The following is a 17484-nucleotide window of genomic DNA, read 5'->3' as shown; positions in this document are numbered from 1 at the left end:
GAAGCCGTCCGGCCGAGCGGACGGACCGGCGCGATCGTTGTAGAATAATAATCGTTCTACTCACACAATCATTGGATCCACCATCCATGCCGGAACCGACCGCGAAGCGCCGCAATCTCATCCTGGCGATCTGCTGCATGAGCCTGCTGATCGTCAGCCTGGACAACACGATCCTGAACGTCGCGCTCCCGTCGCTGCAACGGGACTTCCACGCCCCCGTCTCCGGACTCCAGTGGACGATCGACGCGTATCTGCTGGTCATCGCCTCACTGCTGCTGCTGTCCGGATCGACGGCGGACCGGATCGGCCGCAAGAAGGTCTTCCAGACCGGCCTGGTGCTCTTCACCGCCGGGTCCGCGCTGTGCAGCCTCGCGCCGGGGCTGGGGTGGCTGATCGCCTTCCGCATGGTGCAGGCGGTCGGCGGTTCGATGCTCAACCCGGTGGCGATGTCGATCATCACCAACACCTTCTCCGAGCCGCGTGAGCGGGCCCGCGCGATCGGGGTGTGGGGCGGGGTCATCGGCATCAGCATGGCGGCAGGCCCGATCCTGGGCGGCGCCCTGGTGCAGTCGGTGGGCTGGCGGGCGATCTTCTGGATCAACCTGCCGATCGGGCTCGCCGCGCTGCTGCTGACCCACCGCTTCGTCCCCGAGTCGCGCGCCCCGCGGGCCCGCCGGGTGGACCCGGTCGGCCAGCTCCTGGTCATGGCGCTGCTCGGCACCCTGACGTACGGCATCATCGAGGGCACGAACGCGGGCTGGAGCTCACCGCTGATCATCGGCTGCTTCGTGGTGGCCGCGGCGAGTGCGGCGGGCCTGGCGGCGTACGAGACCCGGCGGGTGGACCCGCTGATCGACACCCGGTTCTTCCGCAGCGTGCCCTTCAGCGGTGCCACCCTCATAGCGGTCAGCGGCTTCGCAGCGCTCGGCGGCTTCCTCTTCCTGAACACGCTCTACCTCCAGGACCAGCGCGGCCTGTCGGCACTCGACGCGGGCCTGTACATGCTGCCGATGGCCGCGATGGCGCTGGTCTTCGCGCCGCTGTCGGGCCGGCTCGTCGGCACCCGGGGCCCGAGGATCCCGCTGATCCTCGCGGGCGCGGCGATGACGGCCAGCGGTGTGATGCTCGCGGCGCTCGACGCCCAGTCGTCCAATGTGCTGCTCTTCACCTCCTACGTCCTGTTCGGCATCGGCTTCGGCCTGATCAACGCGCCGATCACCAACACCGCCGTGTCCGGCATGCCGCGTGCGCAGGCCGGAGTGGCGGCGGCGGTCGCCTCGACCAGCCGCCAGGTCGGCCAGTCGCTGGGCGTCGCGGTCCTGGGCGCGGCGCTGGCCGCCGGGCTGCACGAGGGCGCCTGGTGGATCATCGCGGGCTGTGGTGCCTCGGTGCTGGTGCTGGGTACGCTCACCACCGGCCGGTGGGCCAGGGCCACGGCGGAGCGTACGGCAGGGCTGCTGGCGCCCGAGGCGGAGGACAACCGGAAGGCGGTGAAGGTGTGACGACGGCACAGCGGAACACGGCCGGCCCCGAGCGCGGGCCGGGGAGGGTGCACGGGATCGGGGCCGGGACCGAGGCCGCGCATGGGCCGGGTACTCCGCCCAGGAGCGGGGCCGCCGCGCACGGCGAGCAGGCCGCGGGCTCCCCCGGCGTCCCGGACGCCGCCGGGGTCCCGGGCTCCGACGCCGCCCGGGAGACGGCCGAGCGGGTGTGGCGCAATCTGCGGGCCGTGGTGCTGGAGCGCAACGAGCGCCGCAAGGAGGTCGCCGAAGCCATCGGCATGAGCTTCTTCCGGGTCAAGGCGCTGCGCAGGATCGCCGCCCGGCCCTACCGGATGGGCGACCTGGCCACCGAGCTGGCCTCGGACCGCCCCTATCTGACCCTCGTGGTGGACGACCTGGAAAAGCGCGGCCTGGTGGAGCGTACGCAGCATCCCACCGACCGGCGCTCCAAGATCGTGTCGGCGACCCCGGCGGGTCTGGCGACGGCCGCCCGCGCGAACGCGATCCTCGGCACCCCGCCGCCCGCCCTGCTGGGGCTCTCGGCGGCGGATCTGGCGGCGCTCGACCGGATCACCGCGGCACTCGCCGCGCTCCCCCACGGCTGACCGCTTCCCTACAGCCGACCGCCCGCCCCGGGACCGGGACGCCCGCTTCCGCACGGCTTCCCGCGCGGCTCACTCCCGCACCGCCAGGATGGCCGTGTCGAGCAGCGCGTCGAGCCTGCCCGTGCCGCCCGCCTCGGACCACCGGGTGACCGACACCTCCACACAGCCGAGCACCGCCGTGGTGATGGCCGCCGCCCGCAATCCGCGGGTCTCCTCCGGGCCGCCGTCCAGCCTGGCCAGCACCCCGGGCACCAGCAACTCCCGCCACTGGGCGTGCTTCTGCCGCCTGGCCGCCCGCAGCGCCGGCGTACTGGCGAACATCCGCGCCATGGCCAGCGAGCCCTCGCGGTCCGCCGCGATCGCGTCCAGCAGCACATCGAGCGCACCCCGCAGTGCCCGCCACGGGTCCTCGGTCGCCGGCCGGGCGGCTAACGCGTCGGCGAGCCGGACGCCGGACTCCAGCATGCTCCCGACGACCATGTCCTCCTTGGTGTCGAAGTAGCGGAAGACGCTGCGTGCGGACATGCCGACCTCGGTCGCGATCTGCTCGACCGTGGTCTCCTCGAAGCCCTGGGCGATGAACAGCGCGGTCGCCCGTTCGGCGATCTGGGCACGGACCGTTCTGCGGGTCAGCTCGCGCAGGCCGGAGCCCCTCGCGCGGGTGGGTGTCATCCGGCGATTTTAAGCCGTGGCCGCGGTTATCAGACCGCGACCGGCGCCCGCTCCGCCAGCACGATCCGGTGCAGCCGGCCGAGGCGCTCCTCGGTCACCTCGTCCACCGGCGAATACACCGTCAGCCGAGGGCCGTCCTGCGGGCCGAGCCACAGATGCGTGAAGTCGAAGGCCAGCAGGCCGACTTCGGGATTGAGGTAGCGCTTCACATGGCTGCCGGGCCGCAGCACCTCGTGCCGCTCCCAGGCCTGGCGGAATTCGGCCGAATTCTGCTGGAGCCGCCGGAGCATCTCCTTCCACGCGGGCTCCGCGAGGTGCTCGGCCATCGAGGAGCGGAATTTCGCCGCCATCAGCCGGGTGTTCTGCTCCCGGTCGAGCATCCGCTCCCGCCACAGCGGGTCGGTGAAGGCCAGCCACATCACATTGCGGTCCTCGACCGGCATCGCGTCCAGGTCGGTCACCAGCCGCCCGTAGGTGCGGTTGTACGCGATGATGTCGTAGCGGCTGTTGAAGACCGCGGCGGGCAGCGGTTCCAGCTGGTCGATCATGCCGCGGACCGCCGGGGACATGCCCGGGCAGTCCAGATGCGGGTGCGGGTCGGCGGTGCCGGCCAGGGTGAAGAGGTGCCGGCGCTCGTTCTGGTCCAGCATCAGGGCGCGGGCGATGGCGTCGGCGACCTGGCCCGACACCTGGATGTCCCTGGCCTGTTCGAGCCAGGTGTACCAGGTGACGCCGACCGCGGCGAGCTGTGCGACCTCCTCGCGGCGCAGCCCAGGGGTGCGCCGCCTGCGGCCCGGCGGCAGCCCGACCTGCTCGGGCGCGATCCGCTCGCGGCGGCTGCGCAGGAAGGACGCCAGCTCCTGACGGCGGCTCACGGCGCTGTCGGCGTCGTCGGTCGCGGGTGCGCTCTGAGCGGTCATATTCCCAGGATGCCGGATTCGGCAACCAGTTGCCAGGTGCTCGGTATACCTGGATAAACGCTCTCTGGTACCCCCTTGGGGAGAGGTCCAGTGTGGACCGGGTGAACGAGCGAATGAACCAGACACTTCCCTCCCGGGCCCAGGTGCTGCCCCGCGTGACCCGCATCGCGGCGCCTTCCCGCTCCCCGCTCCCGCCTTCGCCCTCGCCCTCGGTCCCGCCCGCCGCGCCGGCGCTGAGCGCGCTCGGCCTGCTGACCGTGCTGCTCGGCGCGGCGCTGCCGATGGTGGACTTCTTCATCGTCAACGTGGCCCTGCCCACGATCGACCGCGACCTCGACGCGGGACCCGCGGTGCTGGAGATGGTGGTCGCGGGCTACGGCGTCGCCTATGCCGTGCTGCTGGTGCTCGGCGGCCGGCTCGGCGACATGTTCGGCCGCCGCACCCTCTTCCTGTGGGGGCTCGGCCTCTTCGCGGCGACCTCGCTGGCCTGCGGCGTCGCGCCCACCGCCTGGACCCTGGTGGCGGCCAGGGCCGCCCAGGGCGCGGCCTCCGCGCTGCTGCTCCCGCAGGCGCTGGCCACCATCCAGGCCGCGACCTCCGGCAGCAGCCGCGGCAAGGCGCTGAGCTACTACGGCGCCACCGCGGGCATCGCCAGTGTCGTCGGGCAGGTGCTCGGCGGCGTCCTGGTCTCCGCGGACATCGCCGGCAGCGGCTGGCGGGCGATCTTCCTGGTGAACGTGCCGGTGGCGGCGGTGGCGTTCGCGCTGGCGCTGAGGTCCGTGCCGGAGACCCGCTCCGCGAACCCCGCGCGCGTCGACCGGGCCGGCACGGCGCTGCTGGCGCTGGCCCTGATCACCCTGCTGCTGCCGCTCACCGAGGGCCGGGCGGCCGGCTGGCCGCTGTGGTCGTGGGCGCTGCTGGCCCTGTCCCCCTTCGCCGCCGCGGCGTTCGTGGCCGTCGAGCGGCACGGCGAGCGCACCGGCGGCGATCCGCTGCTGCCGCCCTCGCTGGTCCGCGTCCACAGCGTACGCAGCGGGCTGCTGCTGATCGTGCCGCTCTGCCTGGGCTTCGGCGGCTTCATGTTCGTGCTCGCGGTGGCCATGCAGGACGGTCTGCACTTCGGGGCGCTGGCCGCGGGTGCGGCGCTGGCACCGCTGTGCGCGGCCTTCTTCGCGGCGTCGCTGCTCGGCCCGCGGATGGTGGCCCGCCACGGCCGCCGTACGGTCACCGCCGGTTCGCTGATCCAGGCGGCGGGGCTGGTGGCGCTGGCCGCGACCTTCTTCCTGGGCTGGCCGCACATCGGCGTCCTGGTCCTCGCGCCCGCCATGGCGGTGATCGGCTTCGGCCAGGGCCTTGTGCTGCCGGTGGTCTTCCGCATCGTCCTCAGCGAAGTGCCCGCGGCGCAGGCGGGGGTGGGCAGTGGGGCGATGGCGACCACGCAGCAGTCCAGCCTCGCGCTGGGCGTCGCGACTCTGGGCACGCTCTTCCTGACGCTGTCCACGTCGGTGGGTTTCCGCGACGCGCTCGTCTGGGCGCTGCTCGCGCAGCTCGTGGCGGTGGCGGCGACGGTCGCGCTGAGCACGCGGCTGCCCCGGGCCGTGGTGTAGCGGGACCCGTTGCGCGGGGCGGGTGGGAAAGAGCGGGATCGGGGGTAGCCGTGGAAGGGGTGGGGTTCACGCACGGGAGCGGGCGGGAGCGCCCGCCTGACGGCGTCGGTGCCCCGCTCGGCAGGTCGTGGGATCCGCGCGCGGGAGGGAGGGGCGGGATGTCCGTCAGCGAGGTGCGGTCACCGAGGAGGAGCGCACCGCCGGCGGCCCTCGTGGCGTGCGGGCTGCTGCTCGTGCCGTGGCTGGTGATACTGGCCAGCGGCGGCGCCCCCCGCTGGACGGCGGGCTGGCTCACCATCGACTCGCTGGAGGCGGTCGGCCTCATGGCCTCCGGCGTCCTCGCCCTGCGCGCGCTGCCGCACCGCGCCCTGCCGCCGACCGCCACGGCGACCGCGGCCCTGCTGCTCCTGGACGCCTCGCTCGACCTGGCGACCTCCCAGGGCGCCGCCCTGCTGCTCGCCGCGGCGATGGCCGTGCTCGCCGAACTGCCGCTCGCCGCCACCTGCGCACTGGTGGCGCTGAGCGCGCTGCGGGCGACGGAAGCGCGGAACGCCCGGCCGGCTGGGGTCCAGCCGGCCGGGCGTCCGCGGGGAGAAGCCGGTCAGCAGCCCAGCAGGCGGCTGCCCAGGTACTGCTCGACCTGGTCGAGCGAGACCCGCTCCTGAACCATGGTGTCGCGCTCCCGCACGGTCACCGCGTTGTCGGTGAGCGTGTCGAAGTCCACGGTCACGCAGAACGGGGTGCCGATCTCGTCCTGCCGCCGGTAGCGCCGGCCGATCGCACCGGCGTCGTCGAACTCGATGTTCCAGTTCGCCCGCAGCGCGGTGGCCAGGCCCTTCGCCTTCGGGGACAGCTCGGGATTGCGGGACAGCGGGAGGACCGCGACCTTGACCGGGGCCAGCCGCGGGTCGAGCCGCATGACGGTCCGCTTCTCCATGACGCCCTTGGCGTTGGGCGCCTCGTCCTCGTTGTACGCGTCGAGCATGAACGCCAGCATCGCCCGGTTCACACCGGCCGCCGGCTCGATCACGTACGGGAACCAGCGCTCGCCGGCCTCCTGGTCGAAGTAGGAGAGGTCCTGGCCGGAGCCCTTGGAGTGGGCGGAGAGGTCGAAGTCGGTACGGTTCGCGACGCCCTCCAGCTCACTGAACTCCTGGCCGCCGAAGTTGAAGCGGTACTCGATGTCGGTGGTGCGCTTCGAGTAGTGCGACAGCTTCTCCTTGGCGTGCTCGTACCAGCGGATGTTCTGCTCCTGGATGCCGAGGCCCGTGTACCAGTTCCAGCGCTCCTGCATCCAGTACTCGTGCCACTTCTCGTCCTCGCCGGGCTTGACGAAGAACTCCATCTCCATCTGCTCGAACTCGCGGGTGCGGAAGATGAAGTTGCCCGGGGTGATCTCGTTGCGGAACGACTTGCCCATCTGGGCGATGCCGAACGGCGGCTTGCGCCGCGAGGTGGTCTGCACCTGGGCGAAGTTGACGAAGATGCCCTGGGCGGTCTCGGGCCGCAGGTACGCCACCGAGCCGGCGTCCTGGGTGGGGCCGAGGTGCGTCTGGAGCATGCCGGAGAACTGCTTGGGCTCGGTGAAGGCGCCCTTGGTGCCGCAGTGCGGGCAGTTGATGTCGGCCAGCCCGTTGGCCGGCGGCCGGCCGTGCTTGGCCTCGTACGCCTCCTCCAGGTGGTCGGCGCGGTAGCGCTTGTGGCAGGAGGTGCACTCGGTGAGCGGGTCGGAGAACGTCGCGAGGTGCCCGGAGGCGGCCCACACCTCGGGGGCGAGGATCACCGACGAGTCGAGGCCCACCACGTCCTCACGGGAGGTCACCATCGAGCGCCACCACTGGCGCTTGATGTTCTCCTTCAGCTCGACGCCCAGCGGCCCGTAGTCCCAGGCGGCCTTCGAGCCGCCGTAGATCTCACTGCTCGGGAAAACGAAGCCACGGCGCTTGCTCAGGCTGACGATGGTGTCGATCTTGTCGGCGGCCACGGTGCTCTCTTCAGTACGACGAAGGGGTCAGTTGTCCCAGATTACCGGCGTGGGCGGGGCGTATATCAAATCCGTTCAGCGGGCTGCAAGGACGAAACGGACCCTACAACGCAATTGACAATCGTTTCCATCCAAGTTGAAAATGACTGTCATGAACAACAGTCGCCGGCTCATACCGGCCACCGCCCTCGTCGCCGCCGCCCTCGCCCTCCCCGCGCTCACCGCCTGCTCCGGGTCCTCCGCCGCCGCGACCGGAGGCGACGGCAAGGGCGGCGGGAAGCTCAGGGTCACCGCGTCCTTCTATCCGCTGGAATTCCTCGCCACCCGGATCGGCGGCAGCGATGTGCAGGTCACCGACCTGACCAAGCCGGGCGTCGAACCGCACGACCTGGAGCTGGCGCCGCGGCAGATCGCCGCGCTCCAGCAGGCCGATGTGATCATCTCCCTGCACGGACTGCAGCCCGCTGTGGACGACGCCATCGGGCAGTCCGGTGTCAAGAACACCGTGGACGCCGCCGCCCTGACCCGCCTTGAGGACCACGGCACCGAGGTCGACGGCCGCCGCCACACCACCGGCGACAACGGCACCGGCGGCGGGAGCGAGGAGGACGCCGGCTCCGACCCGCACATCTGGCTCGACCCGGTCCGCTACGCCGAGGTCGCCAAGGGCGTCGGCAAGGCCCTGGCCCAGGCGGACCCGGCGCACTCGGCCGCGTACGCGAAGAACACCGACACGCTGGTCGCCCGGCTCGGCGCGCTCGACACCGAGTTCCGCGACGGCCTGAAGAACCGCGCCACCGACACCTTTATCACCACCCACGCCGCCTTCGGCTACCTCGCCGAGCGCTACGGCCTGGTCGAGGAGGCCATCAACGGCATCGACCCGGAGAGCGAGCCGAGCGCGGGCCGGATGAAGGCGCTGCTCGACCTGGCCGGGCGCGAGCACGTGACCACGGTCTTCTTCGAGACGCTGGTCAGCGACAAGACCGCAAGGACCGTGGCGGGCGACCTGCGCCTGCGCACCGACGTGCTCGACCCGATCGAGGGCATCACCCCCATGTCGCGCGGCACCGACTACTTCGCTGTCCAGCGCGCCAATCTCCAGGCCCTGAAAACCGCGCTCGGCGTGCCCCGCTGATGGGGAGGGACACGGTGGTGAGCCTGCGCGGGGCCTCGGCCGCACTCGGCGCCCGGCAGGTGCTGCACGGCGTCGATCTGACCGTCGGCCGCGGCGAGGTGGTGGCGCTGCTCGGCGCGAACGGCTCGGGCAAGTCGACCGCGGTACGCGCGGTGGTCGGCCGGGTACGGCTGTCCGCGGGCACCTGGGAGCTGTTCGGCACCCCCGGCGAGCGCTTCCGCCAGTGGGCCAGGATCGGCTATGTGCCGCAGCGCACCACCGCGGCCGGCGGGGTGCCCGCGACCGTACGGGAAGTGGTCGCCGCCGGGCGGCTGGCCAGGACCCGGCTGCGCCCGCCGGGCCGGGCCGACCGGGCCGCGGTCGCCCGCGCGCTGGACCTGGTCGGCATGGCGGACCGCGCCTCGGACGCGGTGGACGCGCTGTCCGGCGGCCAGCACCAGCGGGTGCTGATCGCCCGCGCGCTCGCCACCGAGCCGGACCTGCTGATCATGGACGAGCCGATGGCGGGCGTCGACCTGGCCGCGCAGGACGTCCTCGCGCAGACCGTACGCACCCAGGTCGCGGCCGGCGCGACCGTCCTGCTGGTACTGCACGAGCTGGGTCCGCTGGCGCCGCTGATCGACCGGGCGGTGCTGCTGCGGGACGGCCGGGTCGCGGGCGAGGGGCCGCCGCCGCCCGCCGCGCCCGGCCTTCCCGGACGCGACCACGTCCACCCGCACGCCGACCCGGCGGCCGTACCGGTGAAGGGACACCTCGACCGATGGACCTCCTGACCTACGCCTTCATGCAGCGCGCCCTGCTCGCCGCGCTGCTGGTCGGCGTCACCGCGCCCGCCGTCGGCATCTTCCTGGTCCAGCGCCGGCAGGCGATCATGGGCGACGGCATCGGCCATGTCGCCCTCACCGGTGTCGCCCTCGGCTTCCTGCTCCAGGTCAGCCCGGTCTGGACGGCGGTGGCGGTCTCGGTGGCCGGCGCCGTCGCCATGGAGCTGATCCGCTCCTACGGCAGGGCCCGCGGCGACATCGCGCTCGCCATGCTCTTCTACGGCGGCATGTCCGGCGGTGTGATGATCATCTACCTGGCGCCGAACGGCTCCAACGCCAACCTCACGACGTATCTGTTCGGCTCCATCAGCACGGTCTCCCCGCAGGACATCCCGCCGATGATCGCCCTGGCCGCGTTCGTCCTGCTCGTCGTGCTCGGTCTGCGGCGGCAGCTTTTCGCCATCTGCCAGGACGAGGAATTCGCCCACGTCAGCGGGCTGCCGGTACGGGCGCTGAATCTGCTGCTCGCGGTGACCGCGGCGGTCACCGTGACGGTCGCGATGCGGGCGGTCGGGCTGCTGCTGGTCAGCGCGCTGATGGTGATCCCGGTCGCCGCCGCCCAGCAGGTCACCCGCGGTTTCGCCTGGACACTGGCGGTGTCCGTCGCCATCGGGGTGACCGTCGCCCTGTCCGGCACCGTCTTCTCGTACTACGTCGATGTGCCGCCAGGGTCCAGCATCGTGCTCGCCTCGATGGCCGTCTTCCTGCTCTTCACCGCGGCGGCAGGCCGACTGCGGGCGGCGGGCTGGCACAATGGGGGCGTCAGGGCGCGCAGGCCGTCATGAGGAGGCACCGGTGACCACGATGAAGCCCCCCGGGTCAGCCGGGCCGCCCGTCGCGGGCCGCGCCACCCGGCAGCGGGCCGCGGTCGCCGCGGCGCTGCGGGAGGTCGACGAGTTCCGCAGCGCGCAGGATCTGCACGACATCCTCAAGCACCGCGGCGACTCGGTCGGCCTGACCACCGTCTACCGCACGCTTCAGTCCCTCGCCGACGCCGGTGAGATCGACGTGCTGCGCACCGGTGAGGGCGAGTCCGTCTACCGCCGCTGCTCGGGCGGCGGCCACCACCACCACCTGGTCTGCCGCGTCTGCGGCAAGGCCGTCGAGGTCGAGGGCCCCGCCGTCGAGCGCTGGGCCGAGGCCGTCGCCACGGAGAACGGCTTCGTGGAGGTGGCGCACACGATGGAGATCTTCGGCACCTGCGCCGACTGCGTGGCGGCCAGGACCTGACGCCCGCCGCGCCCCCTCGCGGGGGCGCGGGTCAGCCCTCGGTGCCGTCGCTGTTGGGCAGGGCGCCGCCGAAGCGGCGGTCGCGGCGGGCGAATTCGTGGCAGGCCCGCCACAGGTCGCGCCGGTCGAAGTCCGGCCACAGTACGTCCTGGAAGACCAGCTCCGCGTAACTGCTCTGCCAGAGCAGGTAGTTGGAGGTGCGCTGCTCCCCGCTCGGGCGCAGGAAGAGATCGACGTCCGGCATGTCGGGGTAGTACAGGTATTTGGCGAAGGTCTTCTCGTTGACCTTCGACGGGTCGAGCCGGCCCGCGGCCACATCGCGGGCCAGCGCCTGCGCGGCGTCCGCGATCTCCGCGCGCCCGCCGTAGTTGACGCAGAAGTACAGCGTCATCGCGTCGTTCCCGACGGTCTGCTCCTGGGCCACCTGGAGCTCCTGGACCACCGATTTCCACATCTTCGGCATCCGCCCGACCCACCGGATGCGGATGCCCAGCTCGTCCATCTCGTCCCGGCGCCGGCGGATGACGTCCCGGTTGAAGTTCATCAGGAAGCGCACCTCCTCGGGCGAGCGCTTCCAGTTCTCGGTGGAGAAGGCGTAGAGCGACAGATTCTTGACGCCGATCTCCAGGCAGCCCTTGAGCACGTCCAGGACGACTCCCTCGCCGACCTTGTGGCCCTCGGTACGCGGCAGCCCGCGCTCCTTGGCCCAGCGGCCGTTGCCGTCCATGATCACGGCGACGTGCTTGGGCACCAGCTCCGAGGGGAGCTTGGGCGGCCGGGCGCCCGAGGGGTGCGGGTCGGGCGTGCGGTACGAGGTCCGGTTCAGGCCCAGAATCCCGCGACGTGCCATGGTCGTACTTCTCCTGATTCCCGACTGTCTGTCGACTGCTTCTGACTACTGTCCGCCACTACTGGCTGCTCACCGCTACTTCTCGACGAACCGCAGGGAGCGCAGGCCGCGCTCCAGGTGCCACTGGAGATAGGCCGCCACCAGCCCGCTGCCCTCGCGGCAGTGCCGCTGCTCGCAGGCGTCGGCGGTCTCCCAGTCGCCGCCGAGCAGCGCGCCGAGGAGTTCCAGTGACTCCCGTGAGGGTACGACGCTTCCCGGCACCCGGCACTCGCCGCAGACGACTCCGCCCGCTCCGACCGAGAAGAACCGGTTCGGCCCGGCCATCCCGCATCTGGCGCAGTCGTCGAAGCTGGGCGCGTAGCCGTTGACCGCCAGCGAGCGCAGCAGGAAGGCGTCGAGGACCAGCCGCGGGTCGTGGTCGCCGGCCGCGAGCGTCCGCAGGGCACCGACCAGCAGCAGATACTGCTGCACCGCCGGCTCGCCCTCGTGGTCGGTGAAGCGCTCGGCGGTCTCCAGCATCGCGGTGCCCGCGGTGTAGCGGTCGTAGTCGGCGACGATCGCGCTGCCGTAGGGGGCGATCGTCTCGCTCTGGGTGCACAGCGGCAGGCCGCGGCCGATCAGCTCGCCGCCGCGGGCGAAGAACTGCACGTCGACGTGCGTGAAGGGCTCAAGGCGGGCGCCGAATTTCGACTTCGTCCGGCGTACCCCCCTGGCCACCGCACGGACCCTGCCGTGCCGTCTGGTGAGCAGGGTGATGATCCGGTCCGCCTCACCCAGCTTCTGGGTGCGCAGCACGATGCCGTCGTCGCGGAACAGACTCATGCGGCCATTCTCGCCCATGCCGCGAGCCCGGCGGCTCCCGCGGGCCTCAGCGTTCGGCGCCGGGCGCCACCAGTCCCGACTCGTAGGCGGCGATGACCAGTTGGGCGCGGTCGCGGACGCCGAGCTTGCCCATGATCCGGCTGACGTGGGTCTTGGCGGTGAGCGGGCTCAGGCTCAGCGCCTCGCCGGCCTCCGTGTTGTTCAGGCCGCGGGCGACCAGCGTCAGCACCTCGCGCTCGCGGTCCGACAGGCCCGCCAGCCGGTCCGCGCCGGGGGCGGCGGCCGGCGGGCGGTCCGGCAGCCGCAGCACCCGGGCGATCAGCCGGGCGGTCGGCCCCGGCGACAGCAGCGAGTCGCCGGCCGCGACCGTACGGATCGCGTCCAGCAGTTCCGCGGGCCTGGTGTCCTTGACCATGAACCCGGACGCGCCCGCCCGCAGCGCCGCCACCACGTGCTCGTCGTCGTCATAGGTGGTCAGCACCAGGATCCGCGCCCCGGCGAGGTCGTCGTCCGCGGCGATCCGCCGGGTGGCCTCTATGCCGTCCAGCTCCGGCATGCGGATGTCCATCACGATGACGTCGGCCCGCGCGGTGCGGGCCTGCTCGACCGCCTCCAGGCCGTTGGCCGCCTGGCCGACCACCTCCATGTCGCGGGCTGACTCGACCAGCATCGCGAAGGCGGCGCGCACCAGCGTCTGGTCGTCGGCGAGCAGCACCCGGATCGGCTCGGGTGGGGTCATCTGGGGTCTCCCTGGTGGTCGGCGCTCAGTAGGTCTCTGCGGGCTCTGCCCGGTCGGCCGGGCAGGGCAGGACGGCGGTGACCGAGAAGCCCGCCGTGCCGTCGATCCTGGGTCCTGCGGCGAAGGTGCCGCCGACGCTTCTGGCCCGCTCCCGCATCCCGACGATCCCGAAGCCCTCGGGGCGGTCCGCGGCGGGCGGCTTCACCGGCTCGGGGCCGTCGTCCTCGACGCACACGTGCAGGGCGGCGTCCCGGTGCCTGACCGCCACCCGCACCCGGGGGGCGGGGGCGCCCGCGTGGCGTACCGCGTTGGTCAGCGACTCCTGGATGATCCGGTACGCCGCCGCGCCCACCGCGGCCGGCACCGCGTCCCTGCCCGGGTCCAGGGTCAGCGAGACGTCGGCGCCCGCCGCCTCGGCCGCCTTCGTCAGCGACGGGATGCCGGCGAGGCCGGGCAGCGGCCCGTCGCTGTCGGCGCGCAGCACCCGCAAGGTGGTGCGCAGCTCGGAACGCGCCTCGCGGCAGGTGTCGGCGATGTTGTCCAGCGCGCCGGCCACCGCGGTCCGGTCGAGCCGGTCCGGGTCGGCGAGCAGGATGTGGGCGGCCACGGACGTCTGCACACCGATCAGGGTGATGCTGTGCGCCAGCAGGTCGTGCAGGTCGCGGGCGATCCGCAGCCGCTCCTCCGCGACCCGCCGCGCCGCCTCCTCCTCGCGGGTCCGCTCGGCCCGCTCGGCGCGCTCCATGATCGCAGCGATGTAGTTGCGGTGCATCCGTACGACCTCGCCGGCCACCGCGACCGCCACGACCCAGCCGGCGCCCTGGAGCATCGGGGCGCCGGCGGGCCTGCCGATGGCCGCCATGACGGTGGCCATCGTGCCCACCACGGTCGGCACGACCAGGAACGTCCTGGCCGGGGGTCCGGCGACCGCAACCGAATACAGCGCGATCATGCTGGCCAGCAGGGGGGCTTCCTGGATGTTCTCCATGTAGTGGTAGGGCGCCACGACCGTGACCGTGCCGACCAGGCACCACATCGGCGCGTGGCGCCGCCAGGTCAGGAGGGCGGCGCCGGCCGCCAGCAGGATCCAGCCGAGCGCGTCGGGGCGGTGGCTCCGGGCCGCCTCGGGCAGGGCGAGGGCCAGGGCCGCCTGCCCGAGGAAGATCGCTGCCGCGAAAGCCACGTCGGTGTACGAGACGCTTGTCGTCGGGGTGGCGGCCGGGGCGCGGCCGTGCGCGAGGCTGCTCAACACGCCCCCCATCTTCCCGGCCGCACCCTCCGGGGGTGACGTGGTTCCGAGCTTCCCCTCACGCCAGGGGTCGCCCCTCCCCGGCCTCGGGGGTCTCGGCTCCCCTTGCGGCAGGGGGTGCCCCTCCGCTGGCGCGGGCCTGGGGTGCGCTTGCGTCGGCGGGCACGCTTCCCCCGGGCGCGGGGGTTCTGGCGGCTCCCCTTGCGGCAGGGGGTGACCCTGGGGCGCGGGGAACGGCGCGCCCAGCCCCCACCGGGGGCGCGCTGTCCGCACGGCGGGTCGTGCCCCGCAGGGGCGCGAGGAACGGCGCGAGCAACCCACCACCGGCCGGTGGTCCGGATCGAACCGAACAGCCCCTCCGGGCCGGTGACGACCCGCGCCCCGGTGGGGGCTGAGCGCGCAGTTCCCCGCGCCCCTGGGGGGCACCCCCTGCCGCAAGGGAGCCGCGGAACCCCCGCGCCCGGGGGAGGCGTACCCCTGACCGCAAGGGAGCCGCGGAACCCCCGCGCCCGGGGGAGGCGTACCCCTGACCGCAAGGGAGCCGCGGAACCCCCGCGCCCGGGGGAGGCGTACCCCCGGCCGGAGGGGGACCGCCGGAACCGCGGCGGCTCGGGTAGGGCGCCCCCGGCGTTACGTGGTGGTCGCGGCCGCCGCCGCGAGAAGGCGGTCGATGTCGTCCGTGTGGAGCGAGAGGCAGCGGCCGACCGCCTCAAGGACCTCGCGCTCGGCCGGCAGATAGGGCCCGTCCGCGAGAGCGATCCGCGCGCCCTGGAGCAGCACCCGCTCCCGCCCTTGCTGCGCGAGATGATCGGCGAGCGGTTCGAGCGCCTCGTGCAGCTCGATCGACAGCCAGCTGCCGCACCCGTCCACGCAGTCCGCGAAGGAGTGGTGCCCCAGCTCCTGCGACGCCGCGTACCGCCCCTCGTCGGCGACGATCGCGGCGAGCAGCCCGAGCAGCTGGTCCTCCGTACAGTCGCTGAAGCCGGCCGAGCGCACCGCCTCGACGGCGGCCTCGCGGGCCGGGCGCCCGGTGGAGCCGCCCGCGGTGAGCACGGCGAGCGCGATCGTGTGGACGGCGTCCCGCAGCATCGCGGAGAAGCGGGTGGTGGTCGGGCAGAGCAGCACCTGGGCGGCGTACTGCCGGTGGCATGCCGCGCATTCGATCACCGAGCCGGCCGTACCGCGGTTGAGCAGCGGCACATTGAGCACGGTGAGCCGGCGGGTGCCCGTTCTGCGGTGGTAGCTGCGGTCGCCGCCGCAGTCAGGGCAGAAGAACTCGCCGTCGTCCTCGGTGTGCCAGGACGTTCGCACACCCCAGATCCACAGCCCCAGCTTCATCACGCTGCACCCTCCGGCCGTCTTCGTCCCGGTACGTACCCGCATCGGCCCGTACGCGCGCGAAGACGCCCCGGCAACGGTGCCGTACGCCGTGATGTTAGCCACATCAGCGAGGCGCAGTCAGTACCGCGTACGGGGGCAATTCCCTGCCGCCCCCGTACGCGTGAGGTGCTTCGTACCGGTTTGCCCCGGTCAGCGCTCGGCGCGATTGACCGCGGAGACGACCGCCTGGAGCGCCGCGCGGGTGGTGTTGGGGTCGATGCCGATGCCCCACAGGACCCGGCCGCCGATCGCGCACTCGATGTAGGAGGCGGCCTGCGCCGAGGCGCCCTCGCTCAGGGTGTGCTCGCTGTAGTCCAGCAGCCTGGCGTCCACGCCGGCCTTCGCCAGCGCGTCGAAGAAGGCCGAGATCGGGCCGTTGCCGGTGCCGTTGAGCGTCGTCTCGGCGCCGTCCAGGACGGCTTCCACCGTGAGAGCGGCCGTGCCGTCACTCGAAGTTGACGCCTGCGCCGAGCGCAGCACGATCCGGCCCCAGGCGTTGTCCGGGGTCGGCAGGTACTCGTCCTGGAAGGCCGACCAGATCTGCGCCGGGGTGACCTCGCCGCCCTCGGCGTCGGTCCTGGTCTGGATGATCTTCGAGAACTCGATCTGCATCCGGCGCGGCAGGTCCAGCTTGTGCCCGTTCTTGAGCACATAGGCGACGCCGCCCTTGCCGGACTGCGAGTTGACCCGGATCACGGCCTCGTACGAGCGGCCGACGTCCTTGGGGTCGATGGGCAGGTACGGCACCGCCCACTCGATCTCGTCCACGGTCTTGCCGGCGGCTTCGGCGGTCGCCGCCATCGCCTCGAAGCCCTTCTTGATGGCGTCCTGGTGGGAGCCGGAGAAGGATGTGTAGACCAGGTCGCCCGCGTAGGGGTGGCGCGGGTGGACCTCCATCTGGTTGCAGTATTCGGCGGTGCGCCGGATCTCGTCGATCTGCGAGAAGTCGATCTGCGGGTCGACGCCCTGGCTGAACAGGTTCATGCCCAGCGTGACCAGGTCCACGTTGCCGGTGCGCTCGCCCTGCCCGAACAGGCAGCCCTCGGCCCGGTCCGCGCCGGCCATCAGCGCCAGCTCGGCGGCGGCCACCGCCGTACCGCGGTCGTTGTGCGGGTGCACCGACAGGCAGACGTACTCGCGCCGCGACAGGTGCCGCGACATCCACTCGAAGCGGTCGGCGTACGTGGACGGGGTGGAGCGCTCGACGGTCGCGGGCAGGTTGAGGATGATCTCGCGGCCCTCCTCGGGCTGCCAGACGTCCATCACGCCCTCGCAGACCTCCAGCGCGAAGTCCAGCTCGGTGTCGGTGAAGATCTCCGGGCTGTACTGGTAGCCGAAGGCCGTCTCGTCGCCCAGCAGCTTGTCGGCGTACTCCATCACCAGCCGGGTGCCGTCCACCGCGATCTGCCGCACCTGTTCGCGGCTGCCGCGGAAGACGACCCGGCGGAAGACCGGGGCGGTGGCGTTGTAGAGGTGCACGGTGGCCCGGGGGGCGCCGCGCAGTGACTCGACGGTGCGCTCGATCAGCTCCTCGCGGGCCTGCGTCAGGACGGAGATCGTCACGTCCTGCGGGATCGCGCCCTGCTCGATGATGGAGCGCACGAAGTCGAAGTCGGTCTGGCCGGAGGCCGGGAAGCCGACCTCGATCTCCTTGTAGCCCATCCGTACCAGCAGGTCGAACATCTCGCGCTTGCGGGCCGGCGACATGGGGTCGATCAGCGCCTGGTTGCCGTCCCTCAGGTCGGTGGACAGCCAGCGCGGCGCCTTGGTGATCCGGGCGTCGGGCCACGTGCGGTCGGCCAGGTCCACCTGCTCGTACCGGCCGTACTTGTGGATCGGCATCGCGGTGGCGCGCTGGGCGACCGTCGCGGCGGTGATGGGCGTGGCACGGCCGACGCTGTTGGGGCTGGTCATGGGGGGCTCTGGCTCCTCGGGATCCGTTCGTGGAACGGCCGACGGCGA

The 17484-nt window shown here is 72.5% G+C and carries 17 protein-coding genes; 8 read left to right on the top strand and 9 right to left on the bottom strand.

What is annotated here, in order from left to right; all coding sequences use genetic code 11:
• Positions 1-86 precede the first annotated feature (86 nt).
• Positions 87-1502 carry an MFS transporter gene (locus OHA86_RS26535; RefSeq protein WP_329179127.1) on the top strand — a complete coding sequence of 472 codons (1416 nt, stop codon included), beginning with the start codon at positions 87-89 and terminating at the stop codon, positions 1500-1502.
• Positions 1499-2107, top strand: a complete 609-nt coding sequence (locus OHA86_RS26530; protein ID WP_329179125.1) for a MarR family winged helix-turn-helix transcriptional regulator — start codon at positions 1499-1501, stop codon at positions 2105-2107. The genes OHA86_RS26535 and OHA86_RS26530 overlap by 4 nt, the downstream gene beginning before the upstream one ends.
• 69 nt (positions 2108-2176) lie before the next feature.
• Here OHA86_RS26530 and OHA86_RS26525 read toward each other — a convergent pair whose 3' ends face one another.
• Both OHA86_RS26525 and OHA86_RS26520 read right to left on the bottom strand, forming a co-directional pair.
• A complete protein-coding gene (locus tag OHA86_RS26525) occupies positions 2177-2779 on the bottom strand; it encodes a TetR/AcrR family transcriptional regulator (protein WP_329179123.1) in 603 nt (200 codons plus the stop codon).
• 29 nt (positions 2780-2808) lie between these two features.
• Positions 2809-3699, bottom strand: a complete 891-nt coding sequence (locus OHA86_RS26520; RefSeq protein WP_329179121.1) for a helix-turn-helix transcriptional regulator — start codon at positions 3697-3699, stop codon at positions 2809-2811.
• Between the two features lie 113 nt (positions 3700-3812).
• On the opposite strand from OHA86_RS26520, the gene OHA86_RS26515 reads away from it, so the two are divergent.
• Positions 3813-5306: an MFS transporter gene (locus tag OHA86_RS26515; RefSeq protein WP_329182565.1), complete on the top strand. Its 1494-nt coding sequence runs from the start codon at positions 3813-3815 to the stop codon at positions 5304-5306.
• Between the two features lie 158 nt (positions 5307-5464).
• The gene (locus OHA86_RS26510; RefSeq protein ID WP_329179119.1) at positions 5465-5971 is read left to right on the top strand and encodes a hypothetical protein; all 507 of its coding nucleotides are present in this window, start codon (positions 5465-5467) and stop codon (positions 5969-5971) included.
• Here OHA86_RS26510 and OHA86_RS26505 read toward each other — a convergent pair.
• Positions 5908-7290 (bottom strand): glycine--tRNA ligase, encoded by a 1383-nt coding sequence (locus tag OHA86_RS26505; RefSeq protein WP_329179118.1) that lies wholly within the window; start codon positions 7288-7290, stop codon positions 5908-5910. The genes OHA86_RS26510 and OHA86_RS26505 overlap by 64 nt on opposite strands.
• A gap of 151 nt (positions 7291-7441) precedes the next feature.
• Here OHA86_RS26505 and OHA86_RS26500 point away from each other — a divergent pair, with 151 nt between their 5' ends.
• From OHA86_RS26500 to OHA86_RS26485, 4 genes are read left to right on the top strand one after another with little or no spacing between them, the layout of a single operon-like run.
• Positions 7442-8428, top strand: a complete 987-nt coding sequence (locus OHA86_RS26500) for a metal ABC transporter substrate-binding protein (protein ID WP_329179117.1) — start codon at positions 7442-7444, stop codon at positions 8426-8428.
• On the top strand, positions 8428-9201 hold the full coding sequence (locus OHA86_RS26495) for a metal ABC transporter ATP-binding protein (RefSeq protein ID WP_329179115.1): 774 nt from the start codon (positions 8428-8430) through the stop codon (positions 9199-9201). The genes OHA86_RS26500 and OHA86_RS26495 overlap by 1 nt, the downstream gene beginning before the upstream one ends.
• Positions 9189-10037, top strand: a complete 849-nt coding sequence (locus tag OHA86_RS26490; protein ID WP_329179113.1) for a metal ABC transporter permease — start codon at positions 9189-9191, stop codon at positions 10035-10037. Before OHA86_RS26495 ends, OHA86_RS26490 begins: the two co-directional genes overlap by 13 nt.
• A 19-nt stretch (positions 10038-10056) precedes the next feature.
• Positions 10057-10482 carry a Fur family transcriptional regulator gene (locus OHA86_RS26485; RefSeq protein ID WP_329182564.1) on the top strand — a complete coding sequence of 142 codons (426 nt, stop codon included), beginning with the start codon at positions 10057-10059 and terminating at the stop codon, positions 10480-10482.
• Positions 10483-10513: 31 nt separating this feature from the next.
• On the opposite strand, the gene OHA86_RS26480 is transcribed toward OHA86_RS26485, so the two are convergent.
• The 6 genes from OHA86_RS26480 to leuA form a co-directional block, all read right to left on the bottom strand.
• Positions 10514-11332 (bottom strand): isoprenyl transferase, encoded by an 819-nt coding sequence (locus OHA86_RS26480; RefSeq protein WP_329179112.1) that lies wholly within the window; start codon positions 11330-11332, stop codon positions 10514-10516.
• A gap of 75 nt (positions 11333-11407) precedes the next feature.
• Entirely contained in the window at positions 11408-12154 is a 747-nt protein-coding gene (gene recO, locus OHA86_RS26475; protein ID WP_329179111.1) for a DNA repair protein RecO, read from the bottom strand.
• A 46-nt stretch (positions 12155-12200) separates the two neighbouring features.
• Positions 12201-12893 (bottom strand): response regulator transcription factor, encoded by a 693-nt coding sequence (locus OHA86_RS26470; protein ID WP_329179110.1) that lies wholly within the window; start codon positions 12891-12893, stop codon positions 12201-12203.
• Positions 12894-12918: 25 nt separating this feature from the next.
• On the bottom strand, positions 12919-14145 hold the full coding sequence (locus OHA86_RS26465; protein ID WP_443071896.1) for a sensor histidine kinase: 1227 nt from the start codon (positions 14143-14145) through the stop codon (positions 12919-12921).
• Between the two features lie 627 nt (positions 14146-14772).
• Complete coding sequence (locus OHA86_RS26460) at positions 14773-15480, bottom strand: TerB family tellurite resistance protein (protein WP_329179105.1); 708 nt, start codon at positions 15478-15480, stop codon at positions 14773-14775.
• Positions 15481-15672: 192 nt separating this feature from the next.
• Positions 15673-17436, bottom strand: a complete 1764-nt coding sequence (leuA, locus tag OHA86_RS26455; RefSeq protein ID WP_329179103.1) for a 2-isopropylmalate synthase — start codon at positions 17434-17436, stop codon at positions 15673-15675.
• Positions 17437-17484 lie beyond the last annotated feature (48 nt).

This window comes from Streptomyces sp. NBC_01477, assembly GCF_036227245.1.
Lineage (GTDB): Bacteria > Actinomycetota > Actinomycetes > Streptomycetales > Streptomycetaceae > Actinacidiphila.
This window is presented reverse-complemented; position numbering and strand designations above follow the sequence as displayed.